21 protein-coding genes and 1 tRNA gene are annotated in these 21,308 nt (G+C 62.8%); 8 read left to right on the plus strand and 14 right to left on the minus strand.

The annotated features are described in order from the left end of the window. Window positions 1–38 precede the first annotated feature (38 nt). On the minus strand, window positions 39–1,214 hold the full coding sequence (locus KF794_13475; GenBank protein ID QYK44751.1) for a GTP-binding protein: 1,176 nt from the start codon (window positions 1,212–1,214) through the stop codon (window positions 39–41). After that, window positions 1,211–2,485: a D-alanyl-D-alanine carboxypeptidase gene (locus KF794_13480; GenBank protein QYK44752.1), complete on the minus strand. Its 1,275-nt coding sequence runs from the start codon at window positions 2,483–2,485 to the stop codon at window positions 1,211–1,213. Before KF794_13480 ends, KF794_13475 begins: the two co-directional genes overlap by 4 nt. A 161-nt stretch (window positions 2,486–2,646) precedes the next feature. Here KF794_13480 and KF794_13485 point away from each other — a divergent pair, with 161 nt between their 5' ends. Continuing rightward, a complete protein-coding gene (locus tag KF794_13485) occupies window positions 2,647–3,816 on the plus strand; it encodes an acetyl-CoA acetyltransferase (GenBank protein QYK44753.1) in 1,170 nt (389 codons plus the stop codon). Window positions 3,817–3,852: 36 nt separating this feature from the next. Here KF794_13485 and KF794_13490 read toward each other — a convergent pair whose 3' ends face one another. After that, the gene (locus KF794_13490) at window positions 3,853–5,631 is read right to left on the minus strand and encodes a glucan ABC transporter ATP-binding protein/ permease (GenBank protein QYK44754.1); all 1,779 of its coding nucleotides are present in this window, start codon (window positions 5,629–5,631) and stop codon (window positions 3,853–3,855) included. 115 nt (window positions 5,632–5,746) lie between these two features. After that, window positions 5,747–6,883, minus strand: a complete 1,137-nt coding sequence (locus tag KF794_13495; protein QYK44755.1) for an ABC transporter substrate-binding protein — start codon at window positions 6,881–6,883, stop codon at window positions 5,747–5,749. 276 nt (window positions 6,884–7,159) lie between these two features. Between KF794_13495 and KF794_13500 the strand changes: the two genes are divergently transcribed. Genes KF794_13500 through KF794_13510 form a run of 3 tightly spaced genes read left to right on the plus strand, consistent with a single transcriptional unit; the run spans window position 7,160 to window position 9,278 of the window. Continuing rightward, a complete protein-coding gene (locus KF794_13500) occupies window positions 7,160–7,741 on the plus strand; it encodes a DedA family protein (GenBank protein ID QYK44756.1) in 582 nt (193 codons plus the stop codon). 28 nt (window positions 7,742–7,769) lie between these two features. Continuing rightward, window positions 7,770–8,504, plus strand: a complete 735-nt coding sequence (locus KF794_13505; GenBank protein ID QYK44757.1) for a sulfite exporter TauE/SafE family protein — start codon at window positions 7,770–7,772, stop codon at window positions 8,502–8,504. Between the two features lie 48 nt (window positions 8,505–8,552). After that, window positions 8,553–9,278, plus strand: coding sequence for a hypothetical protein (locus tag KF794_13510; protein ID QYK44758.1), 726 nt, complete (start codon window positions 8,553–8,555; stop codon window positions 9,276–9,278). A gap of 32 nt (window positions 9,279–9,310) precedes the next feature. Here KF794_13510 and KF794_13515 read toward each other — a convergent pair. Then, a tRNA-Leu gene (locus KF794_13515) sits at window positions 9,311–9,397 on the minus strand. 104 nt (window positions 9,398–9,501) lie between these two features. On the opposite strand from KF794_13515, the gene KF794_13520 reads away from it, so the two are divergent. Then, a complete protein-coding gene (locus KF794_13520; protein QYK44759.1) occupies window positions 9,502–10,005 on the plus strand; it encodes a disulfide bond formation protein B in 504 nt (167 codons plus the stop codon). Between the two features lie 4 nt (window positions 10,006–10,009). On the opposite strand, the gene KF794_13525 is transcribed toward KF794_13520, so the two are convergent. The 4 genes from KF794_13525 to KF794_13540 all read right to left on the minus strand — a co-directional run bounded on the left by KF794_13525 (window position 10,010) and on the right by KF794_13540 (window position 13,234). Further along, window positions 10,010–10,579 (minus strand): HNH endonuclease, encoded by a 570-nt coding sequence (locus tag KF794_13525; GenBank protein QYK44760.1) that lies wholly within the window; start codon window positions 10,577–10,579, stop codon window positions 10,010–10,012. A gap of 94 nt (window positions 10,580–10,673) precedes the next feature. Further along, window positions 10,674–11,345 (minus strand): dienelactone hydrolase family protein, encoded by a 672-nt coding sequence (locus KF794_13530; protein QYK44761.1) that lies wholly within the window; start codon window positions 11,343–11,345, stop codon window positions 10,674–10,676. Window positions 11,346–11,412: 67 nt separating this feature from the next. Next, window positions 11,413–12,525 carry a DUF2855 family protein gene (locus KF794_13535; protein ID QYK44762.1) on the minus strand — a complete coding sequence of 371 codons (1,113 nt, stop codon included), beginning with the start codon at window positions 12,523–12,525 and terminating at the stop codon, window positions 11,413–11,415. 40 nt (window positions 12,526–12,565) lie between these two features. Then, the gene (locus KF794_13540) at window positions 12,566–13,234 is read right to left on the minus strand and encodes a DNA-3-methyladenine glycosylase 2 family protein (protein QYK44763.1); all 669 of its coding nucleotides are present in this window, start codon (window positions 13,232–13,234) and stop codon (window positions 12,566–12,568) included. A gap of 155 nt (window positions 13,235–13,389) precedes the next feature. On the opposite strand from KF794_13540, the gene gluQRS reads away from it, so the two are divergent. Further along, window positions 13,390–14,214: a tRNA glutamyl-Q(34) synthetase GluQRS gene (gene gluQRS, locus KF794_13545; protein QYK44764.1), complete on the plus strand. Its 825-nt coding sequence runs from the start codon at window positions 13,390–13,392 to the stop codon at window positions 14,212–14,214. On the opposite strand, the gene KF794_13550 is transcribed toward gluQRS, so the two are convergent. From KF794_13550 to KF794_13560, 3 genes are read right to left on the minus strand one after another with little or no spacing between them, the layout of a single operon-like run. Next, window positions 14,211–15,152, minus strand: coding sequence for an AEC family transporter (locus KF794_13550; protein QYK44765.1), 942 nt, complete (start codon window positions 15,150–15,152; stop codon window positions 14,211–14,213). The two genes, gluQRS and KF794_13550, sit on opposite strands and share 4 nt — an antisense overlap. Window positions 15,153–15,163: 11 nt before the next feature. Next, entirely contained in the window at window positions 15,164–15,625 is a 462-nt protein-coding gene (locus KF794_13555; GenBank protein ID QYK44766.1) for a hypothetical protein, read from the minus strand. A 9-nt stretch (window positions 15,626–15,634) separates the two neighbouring features. Beyond that, window positions 15,635–17,638 carry a protein meaA gene (locus tag KF794_13560; GenBank protein QYK44767.1) on the minus strand — a complete coding sequence of 668 codons (2,004 nt, stop codon included), beginning with the start codon at window positions 17,636–17,638 and terminating at the stop codon, window positions 15,635–15,637. 200 nt (window positions 17,639–17,838) lie between these two features. Between KF794_13560 and KF794_13565 the strand changes: the two genes are divergently transcribed. Then, a complete protein-coding gene (locus KF794_13565; GenBank protein ID QYK44768.1) occupies window positions 17,839–18,219 on the plus strand; it encodes a hypothetical protein in 381 nt (126 codons plus the stop codon). A 71-nt stretch (window positions 18,220–18,290) separates the two neighbouring features. Here KF794_13565 and KF794_13570 read toward each other — a convergent pair whose 3' ends face one another. Further along, window positions 18,291–18,545, minus strand: coding sequence for a GlsB/YeaQ/YmgE family stress response membrane protein (locus KF794_13570; GenBank protein ID QYK44769.1), 255 nt, complete (start codon window positions 18,543–18,545; stop codon window positions 18,291–18,293). Between the two features lie 148 nt (window positions 18,546–18,693). Next, window positions 18,694–19,887, minus strand: a complete 1,194-nt coding sequence (locus KF794_13575; protein QYK44770.1) for a DUF2029 domain-containing protein — start codon at window positions 19,885–19,887, stop codon at window positions 18,694–18,696. A gap of 134 nt (window positions 19,888–20,021) precedes the next feature. Here KF794_13575 and ccrA point away from each other — a divergent pair, with 134 nt between their 5' ends. Further along, entirely contained in the window at window positions 20,022–21,305 is a 1,284-nt protein-coding gene (gene ccrA, locus KF794_13580) for a crotonyl-CoA carboxylase/reductase (protein ID QYK44771.1), read from the plus strand. Window positions 21,306–21,308: the final 3 nt, after the last annotated feature.

Here is a 21,308-nt window from a genome sequence, read left to right on the forward strand (position 1 = left end):
GGTAGCGGAGGCCGCTCCGCAAGCCGCAGTGCAGCGAATTAAAGCCCGCGCAGCGAGAGCGGATTGTCTTCGAGCGCGGCGCGGTCCGGCGTATCGACCTGCGGCGTCCCCAGAAACGCGGCAAACATCCGCCGTACGGTGTCGGGCGCGAGATTGCGCGTAATGCAGACCATGCGTGTGCGCTGATCCGCGTCCGGCCACGCCTCCAGCCGCGCGGGCGGATGCATGAGATGCTGCACTACATGCAGCACCAGCGGCCGCGAAGGATCGTCCTGCAAACGCACGATGCCTTTCAGCCGCAGCAGCTTGTCGCCATGCGCCGAGCGCATCAGGTCAAGGAACATCTCCAGCGCGGCGAGCGGAACCGCTTGGTCGGTCGCGATGCTGAACACCTTGATCGAGGCATCGTGCCGCGACGGCCGGTCGTGCGGATCGGTATGGCCGTGATGATGGTGGTGATGGCCGTGACCGTGATGATGCGCATGGTCGTGCGCCTCTTCTTCCGCGGCAAGCACCGCCTCTTCGCGCAGCCAGCGCGCGACATCCGGAATCTTGCGCTCCGGGTTGTAAAGTCCCGCACCGAGCAGCTCGTTGGCCGGCGCGTTGCTATCGAGCACGATGGCGGCGGGATTCAGCTTGCGGAGCCGTTCGCGCAATTCCGCAAGCACACGTTTGCCCGGCTCGTCCTGCAGGAGATCTACCTTGGTCAGCACGATGCGGTCGGCCATCGCCGCCTGTTTCACCGCTTCTTCATGCTGGTCGAGCGTCTGCATCCCGTTCACCGCATCGACCAGCGTGATCACGCCGTCGAGGCGATAGCGCAGCACGAGATAGGGGTGCGTCATGAGCACATGCAGTACCGAAGCCGGATCGGCGAGGCCGGTGGTTTCGATCACCACGCGCTTGAACGCCTTGATGCGGTTGTTGTCGCGTCCGCGTAGAAGATTTTCCAGCGCGGTGACGAGATCGCCGCGCACCGCGCAGCACAGGCAGCCGCTGGAGAGCAGCACCACGTCGTCGTCGAGCACTTCGTAGAGATTGTGGTCGATGCCGATCTCGCCGACCTCGTTCACCAGCACCGCCGTATCCGCGAGCGCCGGGTCTTTCAGCAGCCGGTTGAGCAGCGTGGTTTTTCCCGCGCCGAGGAAGCCGGTGAAAACATTGAGCGGGATCGGCTCCGGCGGACCCGCGCGCTTCGCGGGAGTTTCGCTCACGAAGCGTTCGCCGGCCGCGCCATCGGCATCGGCGCGATGCGCGGCAGGCGAAGCGGCTTCTCCGGCCTGTCCTGCGGGCCGAAGCCGTCCGGGAACGGCGCAAAGGCCGAGTTCCTGTTGCCCTTCGCCTTCGGTTCTTCCGCGACGACTTCTTCCTGCCCGTTCGCGGCAATGCGGATGGGGCGGCCGCGCTCGTCGCGCGCGGGACCGAGATAGACGCGGATCGGTTTCATCGACGGCGGCAGTTCGACCAACAGGTTGGCGCGGTTGCGTTTCAATGCGCGCAGCGCGTCTTCCGGAGTCTCGACGATGGTATCGTCGTCGTCATCGTGTTCGTCGCCGGAGTCCGACATCGCCGCCGCGCGGCGCTTCTTACGGTTCGGGCCGCACATCGTGTCGTAGAGGTTGACCGGGTCTTGCTGGAGATTGGCAACCGCAACGACCGGTTTCGAGCCGCCGAGCAGAATTTCCAACCCCGCGCCGCTCTGGAAGCCGCGCTCGAACAGCATCGCGGCTTCTTCTGCGCGTCGCGTGGCGTTCATGGAACCGAACACCACCGCGATCAGGCGTTTGTCGCCGCGGTGCGCGCTGGCGACGAGGTTGAAGCCGGAAGCGCAGATGAAGCCGGTCTTCATGCCGTCGGCGCCGGGATAACGGTCGATCAGGCGGTTGAAATTGCGCAGCATGCGCTTGCCGACGATGAGCGAAGGAATGCGGAACAGCATTTCGTGTTCCGGGTATTCCTTGATGATCGCCTGCGCGAGAATTGCCATGTCGCGCGCGGTCGTCACCTGTTCTTCGTCGGGAAGTCCGTGCGGGTTCTTGAAGCGCGTGCCGGTCATGCCGAGGCGCTGCGCGGTTGCGTTCATCTCCGCGATGAAGCGGTCGTAGTCGCCGCCGACGCCTTCGGCCAGCACCACCGCCATGTCGTTCGCCGACTGCACCATCAGGAGCTTGAGCGCGTTATCTACCGTGATCTGCTTTCCGACAGGAAAGCCCGATTTCGACGGCGGCGTGGACGCCGCGAACGGCGAAATGTTCAGAAGCGTGTACTTGTTGATCCTGCCTTCGCGGATGGCCTGAAACGTGAGGTAGGTGGTCATCAACTTGGTGACGGAAGCCGGATGCCAGGGCCGTCCCGCGTCCTGCTCCAAGATCACCTTGCCGCTGTCCGCCTCGATCAGGATGTAGGGACCCGCCGACGCAGCCGTGCAGAGCGCCAAAACGCCCGCCAGTCCGGTTGCGATCTTGCGGATGCAGCCTGCCAACATCGAATTTCGCTTGTTCCCTGTGTCGGGGTGGGGGCCATATACCCGCTCGACCGCCGGCTCCTTTCCTAACGCCGATCCGCGTTGCACGCAAAGCATTCGCCGCGCTGCGGGAGGCCGTCTATAGTCTGAAAAAGCAGCAAATATGGCCTGAGGGAACTCCAATGACCGCCTGTATCGTCGGCATCGCCCACACCCCGTTCGGAAAACTGGACGCCGAAAGCGTCGAAAGCCTCGTTGTGAAGGTCGCAAACGACGCCCTGAAGGACGCCGGGCTGGAAGCGCGCGACGTCGATGAGATCGTGCTCGGCCACTACAACGGCGGCTTCACTCCCCAGAATTTTACCGCCTCGCTGGTGCTGCAGGCCGATCCGGCACTGCGCTTCAAGCAGGCGACCCGCGTCGAGAACGCCTGCGCCACCGGTTCGGCGGCCGTGCATCAGGGATTGAAGTCGATCCGCGCCGGCGCCGCCCGTGTCGTGCTGGTCGTCGGCGTCGAACAGATGACGAAGGTTTCGGGCGCGGAAGTCGGCAACATCCTGCTCGGCGCTTCTTACCTGCCGGAAGACGGCGGTACGCCGATGGGCTTCGCCGGCGTGTTCGGCAAGATCGCGGGTAACTACTTCCAGCGCTTCGGCGACCAGTCAGACGCACTCGCGCGCATCGCGGCGAAGAATCACAAGAACGGCGTAGTGAACCCCTACGCGCAGATGCGCAAGGATTTCGGCTACGACTTCTGCCGCAACGAGAGCGAGAAAAATCCGTTCGTCGCCGGGCCGCTCAAGCGCACCGACTGCTCGCTCGTCTCCGACGGCGCGGCCGGCATCGTGCTGGCCGATGTCGAGACCGCGATGAAGCTCGGCGGCAAGGCCATCGCGTTCCGCTCCACCGCCCATGTGCAGGACTTCCTGCCGATGTCGAAGCGCGACATCGTGCTGTTCGAGGGCTGCGCCGAAGCGTGGAAGCGCGCGCTGAAAGAAGCGGGCCTCGGCATCTACGATCTCTCCTTCGTCGAAACCCACGACTGCTTCACCGTGGCCGAACTGATCGAATACGAAGCGATGGGCCTCGCCAAACCGGGCGAAGGCGCGCGCGTGATTGCCGAAGGCATCACGGAAAAAACCGGCAAGCTGCCGGTCAATCCGTCCGGCGGCTTGAAGGCGAAGGGTCACCCGATCGGCGCGACCGGCGTTTCCATGCACGCCATGACGGCGCTGCAACTGCGCGGCGAGGCGAACGACATGCAGATCGCGAACGCTTCGCTCGGCGGCATCTTCAACATGGGCGGCGCCGCGGTCGCGAACTACGTTTCGATTCTCGAACGGCTGCGCTGACACCCGCCAAGCGAACGCAGAAAAAACGCGAAGCAGCTATACCGGCTGCTTCGCGTTGTCTTTTTCGCTGACCATGAACTGCGCCTTCGCGAGTTGCGCGAAGCGCCCGTTCTTCGCGACCAGTTCGTCGAACGAACCGCTCTCGACGATCTTGCCTTCGTGAAAGACAAGGATGCGGTCGGCGTTGCGGATCGTCGCCAGGCGATGCGCGATCACGAAGGTGGTGCGGCCCTTCATCACTTCTTCCAGCGCCTGCTGCACCAGCGATTCCGTGCCGGCATCGAGCGCGCTGGTGGCTTCGTCCAGTACGAGGATCGGCGGATTTTTCAGGAGCGCGCGGGCAATCGCGAGGCGCTGGCGCTCGCCGCCGGAAAGCGCGCGTCCGCGCTCGCCGACATTCGACTTCAGCCCTTCGGGAAGGCGCGCGATGAATTCCTTGGCCTGCGCGCGGCGTAGCGCATCGTCGATCTCGGCGTCGGTCGCGTCGGGTTTGCCGACCTTGAGGTTCTCCTCGATGGAACGGTCGAACAACAGCGCTTCCTGAAACACCACGCCGATATTCCTGCGCAGTGAGGTCAGCTTGTAGTCGCGGATATCGACACCGTCGATCTTGACCGCGCCCTTCTGCGGATCGAAGGCGCGATGCATGATCGCGAGCGCAGTGGATTTGCCCGCGCCGGTCGCGCCCACCAGCGCAATCGATTCGCCCGGATCGGCGTGCAGCGAAATGTCGTCGACCGCCGCGCGTTTGCCGTCATAGGATAGCGAGACGTGCTCGAAATCGACCGCGCCGCGCGGGCGTGGCATCTCGATCGCATTCGGTTTGTCGTGAACCGACGGCGCGGCATCCAGAACGTCGAAGAACTCCTGCAAGCGCGGCGCATCGGTGACGAGCCGGTTCGCGAAGCTCGCGGTCTGCTCCAGCTTGCCGATGAACAGCGCCGCGATGTTCACGAAGGTCACAATCTCGCCGATGGTCGTAAGGTTATGCGTGTAGAGCCACACGCCGACGAGGAAGATCGAGAGAATGGTGATCGTGGTCGCCGCGCGCGTCGCGACCGCGACCAGCGCCCACCACGACAGCACCGGAAGCTGCTTCTCCAACAGGCGCTCGACGACGTTGCGCATGCCGGTCACTTCCGCCTCGGTGCGCGTGTAGCTCTGGATCAGCGCGATATTGCCAAGCGCGTCCGCCGCGCGCTCCGCGAGATCGGAGTGGAAACTCTCCACGCGCTGCTGCATCGAGATCGTGCGGTTGATGACGAAGCTGGTCAGCACCGCGAAGATGATGACGAGAATCACGAGCAGCAATCCGAGCCGCCAGTTCAGCGTGATCGCGATCGGCAGCAGCACGAACAGCGACACCAGCGCGACGCATTGCTCGCGGAAGAACGAAAGCCACGTGCCCCAGAGCGCATCAGCGCCCTGCAACATCACTTTCATCAGGCGGCCCGAATGGGTGCCGCCATGATACGCAAGCGGCAGGTGCAGGACGTGCTCGAAATAGCCGGTGATGATGCCAAGCCTGCGCTTGTGCGCGAGCCGATCCGCGTGCAGCGCGACCAGCACGCCGGATGCAATGGTGAACAGTCCGAAGCCGACCCATGCCGCGAGCAGCGGACCGAGCGTTTCGACGGTCGGCATCTGCTTGTTGGTCTGGCTGGCGATCAGGTTGTCGATGATGCGGCCGAACAAAATCGGCTCCGCGAAGGCGGCGACCGCCAGCAGGATGTTCGCGATCGCGAGGATGACGCCGAGCCGGGCCTGAGGCCCAAGCATCGCAAGCACGCGGGAATAGAGACGGATGAAGGTCATGCGGTCTGGCTGGAAGTGGCTTCGCTCGGCGCTAGGTCGGCGATGACGGCGGCTTGATTAAGGCGGACGCCGCGCAATCTAGGGCCAACCGCTCCCGTTGCCGAGACGTTCCCGCCTATTTGCCCTTTTTCTTTTGCGGCTGCTTGGGCGCAGGCGCGGCCGCGGGGGGCGGCGCAGGCAGGTACTGCGCATCGAAGATGTCTTCGGCTTTCAGCTTGTTCTTGAAGCTATAGATCGTGCCCAGTTGCTCCATGCCGGCCGCGAAGCGCTGCGGATCGACTCCGCCAACCGCCGTATCTTTCGGATCGAACTTCTTGATGTTCTGCGTCAGCGCGATCTGAAGCCGCTCCAGTTCGACCTCCTTGCGCGCGCCCTGCATCCGGGTCAGCACGATGTCGATAGCCGCGCTCGGATTGGCAGCGGTGTCGCGCACCCCCTTCACATATGCCCGCAGGAATCCGCGGATCGCATCCGGCTTCTCGGTCTGGAATTTGGCGCTGGCCAGGATGGCGCTGCCGTAAAGCGTGACGCCGTAGTCGGCCATCAGCAGCACGACGATATCTTCCGGCTGCACGCTGCGGTCTTTGAGGTCCACGAAAGCGGAGAACGAATTGCCGGCGATGGCGTCTACTTCGCCCGCCGCCAGCATCGGCGCGCGCACCTGCGGCCCGACATTCATCACCGTCACCTTCGATACATCGACACTGTTCAGCCGCGCGAACAGCGGCCAGACCGAACCCGCAGGATCGATCCCCGGCGCGCCGAGGCGCTTGCCTTCCAGGTCTTTCGGAAACTGCACGCCGCGGCTGCGCCGCCCGATCAGCGCATAGGCCGGCTTGTCGTAGACAATAAACACCGCCTTGATGCCGGTCGGCGGGTTCTGGTCGCGGTAGCGCATCAGAAAATTGATGTCGCCGAAGCTCATGTCGTGGGTCGGTTCGGCGGCCCCGTTTGCCAGCGCCAGCCTCGTCATACCGTCGAACGCATTCACCGCTGCGTCGACCGTGACCTCCAGCCCTTCCGCCTTGAAGTATCCACGCTCAATCGCGAGAAGAAGCGGCGCGGCCGTGCCGTCGATGGGACGATCCAGCGTGAAGCGAACCTTGATATCCTGCTGTACGGCTGGGGGCGCGGGCGGCGTTTGCTGGGCGGTCGCCGGACGAAATGCAAACACGGCGAAGCAGGCGGCGAGGACTGCGAATAGCAAGCTCCCCGCGCCAACCCAGCGCGCGATTGCCTCCAGATTTTTCATCCGTTCTCCTCGACGTATTCCGGTAGCGGAACACGCCGCAGCGGTTAGCAGAGCCACGGGTTGGTTCGGTTTCGCGAACTTCCCGTCTTATCCTCGCCGCACACGAAGAAAAGACTAAGGCGTCGTCGAGAGCAAGCCTTCCCGCCGCATCCCTGCGCACGAAATTAGCAGCCGCGGCAAACATGCAACGCATGAAACATGATCGCGTTTCATTCGCCGGAACGTTCCCTTCGCTTCGCCTTTACTCGCCCCCGCTGCCCCGATAGAGAACCACCCATGTTGCGCCGAATGTACAATTGGGTTCTGGCGCTTTCGGGCCGTCCCTCCGCGCCGTGGGCGCTTGGGGCGGTTTCTTTTGCCGAAAGCTCGGTCTTTCCCATCCCCCCGGACGTCATGCTCATCCCGATGTGCCTGGCGAAGCCGAAGCGCGCCTTCTTCTATGCGGGGTTGTGTACGATCACGTCCGTGCTCGGCGGCTTGGTCGGCTATGCTATCGGCGCACTGCTCTACGAGTCGGTCGGCAAGTGGCTGATCCAGCTCTACGGCTACGGCACGCAGTCCGAGGCCTTCCGGCAGGCTTATGCGGAATGGGGCCACTGGGTCATCCTGATCAAGGGGGTCACGCCGATCCCCTACAAGCTGGTGACCATCACCGCGGGCTTTGCCGAGTACAACCTGTTCTGGTTCGTCGTTCTTTCGCTGATCACGCGAGGCCTGCGCTTTTATCTGGTGGCAGGCCTGCTCTACTGGATGGGACCGCCCGCCAAGGAATTCATCGAGAAGCGCCTCGAACTCATATTCGTTATCTTCCTCATAATCTTCGTGCTTGGGTTCATCGCGGCGATCTACGTTTTCTGACGCCGCGCGCCGCGGCAAAGGCAATCCGATGGCCGATTATGCTTTCGTCCTGATCGTCGGCATCTTTGCCGGGACGATCGGGGGCGTGATCGGCACCGGCTCCTCGATCATCCTGCTTCCCGTTCTGGTCTTCGTATTCGGCCCATTGCAGGCGGTGCCGATCATGGCGGTCGCAAGCCTGATGGTGAACTTCTCGCGCGCGGCTGCATGGTGGCGCGAGATCGACTGGCGCGCACTGCTGGCCTACTCGATACCCGCCGTTCCAGCCGCGGCGCTGGGCGCCAGCACGTTGTTGCGGTTGCCGCCTGCGGTGATCGACACGCTGCTCGGTCTGTTTTTCCTCGCGATGATTCCGGGCCGCCACCTGCTGGCGAAGCGCGGCTGGCAGGCAAGACCGTGGCAGCTTGCGCTCGCGGGCGCGGTGATCGGTTTCCTCACCGGCATCGTGCTTTCCACCGGCCCGTTGAGCGTGCCGGTGTTCGCGGCAGCCGGGCTATTCAAGGGCGCGCTGCTCGCGACCGAAGCCGCGGCCTCGCTCCTGATCTACATCACCAAGGTCACGACCTTCGAGCGGCTCGGCGCGCTGTCGCAGGAAACCTTCATCAAAGGCGTGATCGTCGGTTCGTCGCTGATGGTAGGCACCTTTGTCGGGAAATACCTGGTGATGCGCATGCGCGACGACACCTTCTCTAAGCTGCTCGACCTGATGTTGCTTTGCTCCGGACTTGCGCTGATCTGGGCGGCGCTCGGCCACGCGCCCTGATTCCGCGAGATTGCATTTGGCAAGGGAAGCGGGCATAGGCTCCCGCCCATGAACATCCTGCGATGGCTGGGCATTGTCGGCCCAAAGAAACACGACCGCGAAGCGCTCTCGATTTATTCCGAGCGCATCGGCTCGACGCGCGTGGCCGACCGCGACGGCGTGAAGGTCGTCGACTACCGCAAGCCCGACGGCAGCTTCGACTACGAAGCCTACAAGGCGATCCAGACCGCCGCGAACAAGGCGAAGATCGACTGGCTCTCGGTGCAGGAAGTCAACATCGCTTATCTGTGCGACACGCTGAAAAAGCGCGGCGTGCAGATCAAGAAAGTTCTCTGCCATGGCACGCGCAACGGCGCCGAGCAGAAATACTTCCACAACGCGAGCGGCGCCGACGTGCTCGGCACCGAAATCTCCGACACCGCAACACAATTCCCGATGACCATTCAGTGGGACTTCCACGAAGTGAAGCCCGAATGGAATGGCGCATGGGATGTCGTGTTCTCGAACTCGTGGGACCACGCCTTCGATCCGCGCAAGGCCATCGGCAACTGGCTGACCTGCGTGCGCCCCGGCGGCGCGCTGGTCGTCGAGTGGAGCAAGATTCACGCGGAGACGAAGGCCAACCCGATCGACCCGTTCCGTGCAACGCGGCCCGCACTGCTGGCGCTGCTCGAATCGCTGACCGCGAACGGCGGCTACGCGAAACCGGAAATCATCGGCGATCTTCCCGACGCCAGCCACGAGCGCGTCTATATTGCGGTCTTCCGGAAATAATTTCCGGGCCTGAGACGGCGATCTGGGAAGTCTGGTGCCCCTAGCCGGAATCGAACCAGCACGGTGTTGCCACCACCTGATTTTGAGTCAGGCGCGTCTACCAGTTCCGCCATAGGGGCACGGGGAACGGCCGCAGTTATAACCGCGACGCCGTGCACTGCAAGCCGCCAAAAAAAGAACACGGATTGGACAACAGTAGCGAGCTTCGTTACGCACCCGCCCGATGATCCACACCCTCACCAGACCCGCAAACGCCGCCCTGATCGCAGCCGCCGTGATGTTCGCGGCGCTCGCAGGCGCTTGGTATTTCCAGTACGGCCTCGGCTACATCCCCTGCCCGCTCTGCTACGAGCAGCGCATCCCTTATTACGTCGCGATCCCGCTCGGCCTCGCGGTCGCAGCGCTCGCGCATTGGGGATTCTCAAACAAGCTCGTGAAAACAGGACTCTGGCTGCTGGCACTTGTCCTCGTCGTCAGCGCCAGCATGGGCGTCTATCACGCCGGCGTCGAGTGGGGGTTCTGGAAAGGCCCTACCAGTTGTGCCGGCACCGGCGCGCCAAGCGTCGCGCCGATCGGCGATCTCCTGAAAGCCATCCAGAACGTGAAGGTGGTGTCCTGCACCGACGCGGCATGGCGCCTGTTCGGCATTTCGCTTGCCGGATACAACGCGCTGATTTCCGCCGCGATGGCGTTGCTGGTGCTGCTCGCCGTGCGCAGGAAAGCGTAAGCGCTTACGCTTCCAGTTCCGCGTCCCAGTAGAGATAGTCGAGCCAGCTATCGTGCAGGTAGTTCGGCGGGAACAGCCTGCCGTTCTTATGCAGGTCGTTCACGCTCGGCTGGAACGGCATCTGATGCGGCCACATGCTCGCCTGCGCCGGCATCTTTCCACCTTTGCGCAGGTTGCACGTCGAGCACGCCGTCACGACGTTTTCCCATGTAGTCAATCCGCCGTGCGAACGCGGGATGAGATGATCGAAGGTTAGTTCTTCTCGCGTGCCGCAATACTGGCAGGAGAAGCGGTCGCGCAGGAAAACATTGAAGCGCGTGAACGCCGGATGCCGCGAAGGGCGCACGAACGTTTTGAGCGAGACCACGCTCGGCAGGCGGAATTCGAGCGAAGGGCTGCGGATCGCCTTGTCGTAGAGCGCGACGGTGTTCACGCGATCCAGGAATACGGCCTTGATCGTGTCCTGCCACGACCAGATGGAAAGGGGATAATAGCTGAGCGGGCGAAAGTCCGCGTTCAGGACCAGAGCAGGCCAGGCACCCGGAGAGATTGCTGGCGATACGGCAGTGTGCAAACGCGACTCCTGTTCGAAGCCCCCGCGGTCGCACGCCGCTTTCACCGGCGCATATATTACCGAGTCCGTGTCGGCTTTGTGAAGCCGTCCGGGTTCAGCGTCCCCGGAAGGCTTTTTGCAGGAAGGCGCCGCCGATCCGGAGGCCGTCGCCGTCGATCCCGTGGCCGATTCCCTGCGACAGATGCCACTCGACCGTCAGGCCCATGCCGCCCAGTCCCTGCGCCGAAAGCAGGAGTGCCTGCGCCGGGATCACCTCGTCCTGATCGCCATGGACCAGCAAAACCGGCGGGCGCGATTTGATCTCCTCGGCCGCCTTCTTGGCCGCTTCCTGATTCGAAGGGGTAACGAGCACGCCGGAATAGCCGACGATTGCCGCCGGGCTTACCGCGCGCCGCAACCCGACATGGAGCGCCATCATCGTGCCCTGGCTGAAGCCGACGAGCGCCAGCGCCGATGACGGCAGGTTGTTCTTCGCAAGCTCGGCATCGAGGAATTCGTTGAGGATCGGCTGCGCCTTGTTCACGCCGCGCCAGCGTTCGTCGGGATCGCGGAACGTAAGCCCGAACCATTGCCGTCCCATCGGGTGGCCCGGTACCGGCTCCGGCGCGTTCGGAGAAACGAACGCGGCATCCGGCAGCAATCCCTGCCACTCGCGTCCGAGCGAGATCAGGTCGTTGCCGTCGGCGCCGTAGCCGTGCAGGAAAACCACGAGTTGTTTTGCCGTGCCGGAACGCGGCGCGATACGGGGTCCGTCGATCAAACGCAAACTCCTTGCCGGAATGCGAAGCAGGCACCCTGCTTACGCAAGCCTGCGAAAATCGCAAGCGGACGGGTTAGTCCCAAAGCGAAAGCATGTAGCCCGTATCGGGCCGCGCTTCGCCTTCGAGGGTAGCAAGGTAGACGCGGCGTACTGCTTCGCCTCCCGCACCGGATTCGATCTTCGTCGCGCCGTCGAACAGCGCAACGAATCCGGTCCAGACTTCCGCGATGCGTTTTTCGACACCGCCCTTGCCCCAGTCCTGTGCACGCTTCTTCATCTGATCGGGTGCGAAAAACCAGACCGGCTTCGCGCCGGCAAGTTTGGCGGGCGGCTGTTCGGTATCGACATGCGTAAGCCCGACGCGGCAGGAATAGCGCACATTGTCCTTGAAATGCTCGTGCAATGCCGTGAGCAGCCCAGCATTACCCGCCATGTCTACGATGACGATCCTTTCGGATGCCGGGAGCGTTTCGACTTCGCCATAGGTAACCACTTTGTCGTAGCAACCAAGCCCCTCGACAAAGGCGCGGTTGCCCGCGGATGTCAGTCCGGTCACGCACACCTTGCGACGCTTCTTCAGAAGATAAGCGAGACCAATTGCGGTCTTGCTCGACGCGCTGGTGAGCAGCACGGCATCCGCATTGAAGAATCCTTCCTGCGCGAGAAAGTCGTCCACCAGAAACGAAAGCATGAACAATGGACGCAACAACGCCTGATAGTCGCCCGACTTTCCCTCGAACTGTGGGTCGCCGCTGACGCGCGCATAGGCATTATAGACCGGCGAAACTTCCTGCCGGTGCGCCGCGCCGTCGAACAGGCCCTTTTCAGAAACGCGCGCGGGTTCGATCACGAGATGCGTCGACATCGGGAAATAGCCAAACAGCCGCTCACCCTGCCTGATCTCGTCATGACGCGATTCGATCACCTCGCCGAAACCCCATACCGGCACGATGCCGAAGCCGTCCGGCGCGGGAAACAGATGCCAGTACTTCAACTGATCGCCGAGCGCTGCATAGGTGATGTTGTTCGAGGTGAAGGCGAAGCGATCGACCTTCAACAGCACAGTGCCCGGTCTCGCCACGGCGGCGTGCGACTTCATCGAGGTTGCCAGCTTCGTATTCTTCAGGTCGCGGCGGCCGACCAGAAAGTCCTGCCGTTGCGCATGATCGGTCACAAAGCGCTCCATGAGGCTGCCGCACCAGAGCTAAGACGGAAACGTGACAGTTTTACTGCACGGCCTCCGGCGAAGGCTCGACCGGAACTCCGGTCCGGCGTTTCACGGCGGCATAATAAGCCCACAACAGCCGCGCCGCGACAGAGCGATAGGGCTTCCAGAGGCGCGCAATTTTTTCGAGTTGCTTCGCATCGGGACGCTTTCGCTTGTTCAGCATGATGCGTGCGGCCTCCTGTAGCGCGAGGTCGCCGGACGCGAAGGCGTCCGCATGACCGACGCAGAACATCAGATAGATGTCCGCGGTCCACGGCCCGATCCCTTTCACCTTGACGAGTTGCGCATGCGCTTCTTCCGCAGGCATGTGTGCGAGCGCGTCAATGTTCAGGTGCTCGTCGCGCACTGCGCGCGCGATATGGCGAAAGGTCCTGATCTTCGGCATGGAGAGACCGACGCGCTGAAGCTGCGGCGTGCGCGCTTTGAGAATCGCGTGATGGTCGAGCGGTACGAACTTCGTCTCCAGCCTTCCCCAGATCGACGCAGCCGCCGCGACCGAGATTTGCTGCCCGCAAATTATGCGTGCGAGACCGGGAAAGCCTCCTTCCCGCCGACGCATGGGCGGATGACCCGCAATCGCAAGCACGTCCGCGAAACGCGGATCGAGCAGGAGCAGCTTTTCCAGCGCTTCCCGGAGATGTTCTTCGGTGTCGATACGGGCAGGCATTCTTATTTGCTTGTGAACAGACCTCATCCTTCGAGACGCCGCCTTGCGGCGGCTCCTCAGGATGAGGTCTAACTTGGTGGAAATATATCCGGCCTCGTCCTGAGGAGCGAGCGATAGCTAGCGTCTCGAAAGATGAGGCTGCGTTAGAGCATTTCATGAATCCACCCGTTTTCCGTTTCGCACCCTCGCCGACCGGGCATCTGCATCTTGGCCACGCGCTTTCCGCGCTGTTGAACTACGAAGAAGCGAAAGCCGCAGGCGGGCGCTTTCTGCTTCGCATCGAGGATATCGACCCGACGCGCTGCAAGCCGGAGTTCGAGCAATCCGTCTATGAGGATCTCGATTGGCTCGGCGTTCAGTGGGAAACGCCCGCGCGGCGTCAGTCACGGCACTTCGACGAATACGCCGCCGCGCTCGGCAGGCTCGAAAACGAAGGGCTGCTTTACGCTTCCTATGAAACCCGCGCCGATCTTGCGCGGCTGATTACCGGGCGCGATCCCGATGGCGGGCCGCGCTATTCGCGCGAGGAAGGGCTTTCGCCGGAAGAAGCGAAAGAGCGGGAACGCCGCGGCGAACCCTACGCACTGCGCCTCGACATGCACGAAGCGCTGTCGCGCATCGGCAAGCCGCTTTTCTGGAACGAGGCGGGTGAAAAAATCGAAGCGAAGCCGGAACGCTGGGGCGATGTCGTGCTCGGCCGCAAGGAAATGCCAGCGAGCTACCACCTTGCCGTGGTGCTCGACGATGCCTTGCAAGGCGTAACGAACATCGTGCGCGGCAGGGATTTATATGAGTCGACCGCGGTGCATCGTGTATTGCAGGAATTGCTCGGACTGCCCGCGCCGCTGTACCGGCATCATCGTTTGCTGCTCGACGAACACGGCAAGAAACTTTCCAAGCGTGACAAGTCCACTACGTTGCGCGATTTGCGGGCGGACGGATGGACGCTCTCGGATGTGAAGAAAGCGGCCGGCCTCTAGCCAATTCCGAGTACGAACAACCAGAACGAAACGGTGAACAGCGACAACACGGTCGAAATCGTGACCGCGCCCGCAATCGTCGCGACGCCGGTTTTGTAGCGCGACGCCAGCAGATACGAATTGATGCCGACCGGCATCGACGCGAAGATCACGGCAACGCCCGCCCATACCGGCATGAGCATGAACACTTTCGTCGCAAGCAGCCATACCGCGAGCGGCAGCAACATCAGCTTCGCCGCGGCGACAAACAGCGAGAGTTTCAGGTCGCCCAGCACGCCGTATTTGCGAAGCGCCATGCCCATCGCAAACAATGCGCACGGCACCGACGATGCCGCGATCATGTCGACGAACTGCTTGAACGGCCCGCCGAACGAAACACCGTTCAGCCGCCCGATTGCGCCGAACAGGAATGCGATCATCAGCGGATTGGTCGCGAGATTCCATGCGAGTTTTTTCAGCGCCGTCTTGCCCACGCCCGCTTCCGCGCTTTCGATCATCACGGTCGCCGAACCCATCATGATCGGCAGATGAATCGCGATCAGGAGGAACAGCGGCACCGCACCCGCTTCGCCATACGCCGTCAGCACCAGCGGAATGCCGATCAGCACCACGTTCGATTGCGCAGAGGAAAACCCCGCGATCACTGCCTCGCGCCCCGGCCTCGCGTAGAGCTTCCACGCGGCGAACTGCGTCATGCTCCAGACAATCGCGACCGCGATGAAATAAGAAAGCCAGTAGCCCCACGGCGAGCCTTCCGGCAGGCCCGCGCCGAGCAGCGTTTTCACGATCATTACCGGAATCGCGATCAGGAAAACGTAATCGTTCAGTCCGTCACCCGCGCGCTCGGAGAGCAGCTTCGTCCATGCCGCGACATAACCGAGCGCGATCACGCCGAAGACCGGCAGCACGATTTCGGCGATGCGCAGGATCTGGGACATGAATGAGATGCTTACTTCGCTTCGCGGAGTTCGCGTCCGTCGAACACGAAATCCTTCACGCAGCGCTCCGCGCCGGAGAGGCCGCACGCGCTGCCATGCAGGTCGAACTGGATGCCCGGTTTGCCGTGCACCTTCGTTTGCCGCCACGCACGCACCACGTTGTCCCACACACGGACATATTCGGTGCCCTGCGAAACAAAAATGTAGAGCTGGCACCCGCCGGTGCCGCAGAAATAACTCGGCGCGCCCTGGCAATGAATATTGCTGAAATCCAGCACCCAGTCGGCGCTGTTATCGCCGTTCAGGTCGGCTTCGGTCGCGACCCGATCCAGTTGCGTCGGGACACCGCCGACGCTGCGGCACTCGGAAGCGGCCTGCGCCAGCATGTCACGCACGACCGGCGGCATGTTCGCGGCAAGGACCGGAAACACGGACAGCGACAAGGCAATTACCAGCGAAAGCAAACGGCGCATGGCGCCTCTTTACGCCGCCTTGTCCGCCCGGTCATCCACCACGCGCACGATGTCCGAAAGAATCCGGTTCAGTTCGTAATCCTTCGGCGTAAACACAGCGGCAACGCCACACTGTTTCAGCGTGTTCTCGTCTTCCGGCGGGATGATGCCGCCGACGATCACCGGAACTTCCAGACCCTCCGTGCGCATCCGGTTCATGACGTCGCGCACCAGCGGCACATGCGAACCCGACAGGATCGAAAGGCCGACCACATGCACGCCTTCTTCCAACGCGGCGTTCACGATCTCGGCGGGCGTCAGACGGATGCCCTCGTAGACGACTTCCATGCCCGCATCGCGCGCGCGCACCGCGATCTGCTCGGCGCCGTTGGAGTGGCCGTCGAGGCCGGGCTTGCCGACCAGGAACTTCAGGCGGCGTCCGAGTTTCTTGGAAACGCGCTCCACCTGTCCGCGCACTTCGTCGAGGCCCTGCGCCCCCGCACGCACGGAACGCCCAACGCCGGTCGGCGCGCGATACTCGCCGAATACTTCGCGCAGCGTCGTGCCCCATTCGCCGGTGGTGATGCCCGCCTTCGCCGCCTCGATCGAGACCGGCATGATGTTCTGGCCTTCCGCGGCGGCGCGCCGTAGCGCATCCAGCGCGGCGGAAACCTTCTTCTGGTCGCGCGCGGAACGCCACGCCTTCAGGCGCTCGACCTGTTCCTTCTCGACATGCTCCGGCACGGTCATGATCGCGCCGTCGCCGGTCGTGAGCGGCGATGGCTCGGTTTCCGTGAAACGGTTGACGCCTACCACTGTGAGTTCGCCGCGCTCGATCGCTTCCAGACGCTTCGTGTTCGATTCCACGAGCTTCTGCTTCATGTAGCTCGACTCGACCGCCGCTACCGCGCCGCCCATCTCTTCGATACGCGCGAGTTCTTCCAGCGCCTCCGCTTTCAGTTCCGCGACCTTGCGTTCGATTTCCTTCGAGCCGTCGAAGATGTCGCCGAAATCGAGAAGGTCGGTCTCGAACGCCACGATCTGCTGCATGCGGATCGACCACTGCTGGTCCCACGGCCGCGGCAAACCGAGCGCCTCGTTCCATGCGGGCAGTTGCACCGCGCGGGCGCGCGCATTCTTCGAGAGCGTCACCGCCAGCATTTCGAGCAGGATGCGGTAGACGTTGTTTTCCGGCTGCGGCTCGGTAAGACCGAGCGAGTTCACCTGCACGCCATAACGGAAGCGGCGGTGCTTCTCGTTGGTTACGCCGTAGCGGTCGCGCGTGATCTCGTTCCATAGTTCGGTGAACGCGCGCATCTTGCACATTTCGGTAATGAAACGCATGCCCGCGTTCACGAAGAACGAGATGCGCCCCACCACTTCGCCGAAATCTTCTTCGCGGATTCCGCCGGAAGCCTTCACGCCGTCGAGCACCGCGATCGCGGTCGCCAGCGCATAGGCAAGCTCCTGCGTCGGCGTCGCGCCTGCTTCCTGCAAATGATAGGAGCAGACGTTCATCGGATTCCACTTCGGCACTTCCTTCGTGGTGTAAAGGATCGTGTCCTTGATCAGCCGCATCGAAGGCTGCGGCGGGAAAACATACGTGCCGCGCGAGAGGTATTCCTTGATGATGTCGTTCTGCGTGGTGCCGGAGAGCGCGGTCTTCGGCGCGCCGGTTTCTTCCGCGAGCGCGATGTAGAGCGAGAGCAGCCACGCCGCCGTCGCGTTGATCGTCATCGAGGTATTCATCGAGCCGAGCGGAATGCCGTCGAACAGCGTGCGCATGTCGCCGAGATGCGAGACCGGCACGCCGACCTTTCCGACTTCACCGCGCGCAAGCACGTGATCGGAGTCATAACCGGTCTGCGTCGGCAGATCGAAGGCGACCGACAGACCGGTCTGTCCCTTGGCGAGATTGCTCCGGTAGAGCTTGTTGGATTCCGCGGCAGTGGAGTGACCCGCATAGGTACGGATCAGCCACGGAGCCTCTTTCGGCTTTGCGGACTGCTTACTTTTTTCGCTCTTGTCGCTCATACGCGCGAAATCCGGAGGAAGAGAACTTTTCCTGCAATGCAGCATAGGTCTACCACGTTCCGGTATCACGCAAAATCGAAGGCGGCGTGATCGCAGCGCACTAGACCGGGACGCGGGAGCACGGCACTCTACGGCTGTAAAAAATTAGTGGGCACAGTCCCGGGCCAACCGGTAGTGCCGGTTCAGCGTGGAGAGCGAAAATGTGGGGTAAAGGGGCACTAATGGCGCTTGGCGCCGCGTTGCTGTCGTTGGCGCTGATGGCGCCCGCAAGCGCCCAGACGCCGGGCGAACTAACCTTCGACATCACCAACAATTCCGGCCGCACCATCCAGATCGAGTTCTATTCGCAGGATCGCCGCGGTCATGCCTGGCCGGGCGGCAACCGCGCCTATGACATCGCAAACGGCGACCGCCGCTCGCTCGCGCTCTCCTGCGTTCAGGGCGAGAAAATCTGCTACGGCGCGTGGGTAAAAGGCGCGGCCCGCACGTATTGGGGCGTCGGACTGCACGGCCGTTACGGCTGTCAGGCGTGTTGCAAACAATGTGGTCAGGACGATTTCCGGACGACGCTTACGCCTTAACCGGCATCTAAATCGAAAACAAAAAAACCGGCGAGGTTGCCCTCGCCGGTTTTCTTTTTTCAGCGCTTTACTCAGCCGCGCCGGACGAGGCCGATGACAAACAGCAGGATCACCGCGCCGATGGTTGCCGCGATGATCGAACCGACGATGCCGCCACCGAGCGAAATTCCAAGTCGCGGGAACAGCCAGCTTGCAATCGCGGCACCGACGATGCCGACGATGATGTTGCCGATCAGCCCGAAGCCGAAGCCTTTCATGATCACGCCGGCGAGCCAGCCCGCCACCGCGCCGATGATCAGAAGAATGATAAGACCTTCAATGCTCATAGCCCCGTCCTCCATGAATGGCGGCTGCCCCGCCTGATTACACTTCATCGCCCGGCTTGATGACCGCCGGGCGAATCTAACACTAGACGAAAGTAGGATAGTGGAAGTCGGGTGGGCTGTCGCCGCCTCCTGCGACAGGTGGAAAAGTCTATGTTGCAGCGCGGCGGGGCGCTTCGAAGAGGCGTCTTGCTACGAGTACGGCAACGATCACAGCCGCCGCGAAGCCCACCGGCAGCTTCACGAACGGAAAGCTGGCGAGCAGCAGCGCCGCTGTACCGAGACCGGCAAGCTCATGGCGGCGGAAGCCTTCCGCAAGACCAAGCCGCAGCAGAAACGCCGCCGGGATCGCGAGTACGACCGTGTCGTAAAGATAGATGTACGGTGTCGCGAGCACGACACCGGTTGCAAGTGCCGCCGCTTTCAGCGCGAAGGGATGACGCGCATCGCGCCAGATCGCGGCAATCGCCACCGCTACACCGGCAGCGAAAACCGCGTGCAGCCCCCACGCCAGCCATTCCGCGCCGCCGAGCGTGCGCACGATGGCAAACACGCTCTGCATCTTCTCGATCTCGGCACGGCCTTCCGATAGAAAGGTCTGCGACGTCACAGGCAGCCACTTCACGAAAGCCAGCCACGGTTCCGGCCCGAAAGCGAGCAGCGAGAGCAGCACCAGCATTAGCGCGGTCGCGAAGGCTGAGAAAATCGCGCGCCAGTAACCGCCCGCGATCAGCGCAACAGGAAACAGGATTCCGAAATGCGGTTTGTACGTGAGCAGGCCGAGACAAATGCCTGCGAGCACCGCGCGCCGCTCCAGAAAATACAGCGCGCCGCCGATCAGCGCCGCAGTGAGGAATCCGTTCTGCCCGACCAGCACGTTGGCGAGGAACGAAGGCATCGCGAATGCGAGCAGAAAACCTGCCGCGCTTCCCACGATGGCACGCATCGCGGCGAGATAAGGAACGAGCGAAACCGCTACCCAGAGCAACGTGGCCGGAACGTAGGGCAGCGAAGCCAGCGTGAGCGCGATGAACAGATAGAACGGCGGATAATGCCAGCCGTAATATCCGCCGAAGTCGTAGCCGAGGACGGCGATCTCCATCTGCTTATGGGTCGGCCAGTCGTAGGCCGCCGCCGCCTGCCCCGCGAGCGTGAGTTTTCCGGCCGCGTAGACATTCAGGAAGTCGGTCGAGAGCAGTCTACCCGCCGGATCCCAGAGCCAGCTTCCGCTCATCGCCGCCGTGCCCAGCCACACCGCGTTCCCGACGCAGAATGCGAAGCAAAAGAGTTCCAGCGCCTTCGGTATTTGCCCCGGCGGCGACGTGGCGGAATCGGCGGGATTCATGGGCGGAAACGCTAGCCGCTCCCGCTTGCGGAAGACTTAAACCATCGGATGGGCCGGAGCGGCGTTGCGCTGCAACATGCTTTGCGCCATGCTCAATCCGTCATCAATCCGAAACATTTTCTTCCGGAGCAGCCATGTCGGCCGTCACGAAATTGCAGGCGGGTCCCAAGGATCTTTACGAGATCGGAGAAATTCCGCCTCTCGGTCACGTCCCGTCGAAAATGTACGCATGGGCGATCCGCCGCGAGCGCCACGGCCCTCCGGAGCAGAGCTTCCAGATCGAGGTCGTGCCGACCTGGCCGGTCGGCGACGAGGACGTGCTCGTGCTCGTGATGGCGGCAGGCGTGAACTACAACGGCGTCTGGGCCGGCCTCGGCCAGCCGATTTCTCCGTTCGACGTTCACAAGCAGCCGTTCCATGTCGCAGGCTCCGATGCCTCCGGCATCGTCTGGGCGGTCGGCGCGAAGGTGAAGCGCTGGAAGGTCGGCGACGAAGTCATCGTCCATTGCAATCAGGATGACGGCGACGACGAGGAATGCAACGGCGGCGACCCGATGTTCTCGCCCTCGCAGCGCATCTGGGGTTACGAAACTCCGGACGGATCCTTTGCGCAGTTCTGCCGCGTGCAGTCGCGCCAGTTGATGGCGCGCCCGAAACATCTCACCTGGGAAGAGTCGGCCTGCTACACGCTGACACTCGCAACCGCGTACCGCATGTTGTTCGGCCACGCGCCGCACACTATCAAGCCCGGCGACAACGTGCTGGTCTGGGGTGCCTCCGGCGGCCTCGGCGTGTTTGGCGTGCAGCTCGCCGCGGCGAGCGGCGCAAACGCCATCGGCATCATCTCCGACAATGACAAGAAAGATTACGTGCTTGGCCTCGGCGCCAAGGGCGTGCTCAACCGCAAGGACTTCAAGTGCTGGGGCCAGATGCCCACGGTGAACACGCCCGAATACAATGAGTGGGTGAAAGAAGCCCGCAAGTTCGGCAAGGCGATCTGGGACATCACCGGCAAGAAAGACGTCGACATCGTCTTCGAACATCCGGGCGAACAGACCTTCCCCGTGTCGTGCCTCGTCGTGAAGCGCGGCGGCATGGTCGTGTTCTGCGCCGGCACCACCGGCTTCAACCTCACCTTCGATGCCCGCTATGTCTGGATGCGCCAGAAGCGCGTGCAGGGTTCGCACTTCGCGCACCTGAAGCAGGCGGCCGCCGCCAACCAGTTCGTGCTGGATCGCCGCGTCGATCCCTGCATGTCGGAAGTGCTGACCTGGAAGGAAATCCCGGCCGCGCACACCAAGATGTGGAAGAACCAGCACAAGCCCGGCAACATGGCGGTGCTCGTCAATGCGCAGGCCCCCGGCATGCGCACCTTCGACGACGTGATCGAGAATTCGGGCAGCCTGGGCCGCAAGTAAACG

The sequence above is a fragment of the Xanthobacteraceae bacterium genome, assembly GCA_019454205.1.
GTDB lineage: Bacteria > Pseudomonadota > Alphaproteobacteria > Rhizobiales > Xanthobacteraceae.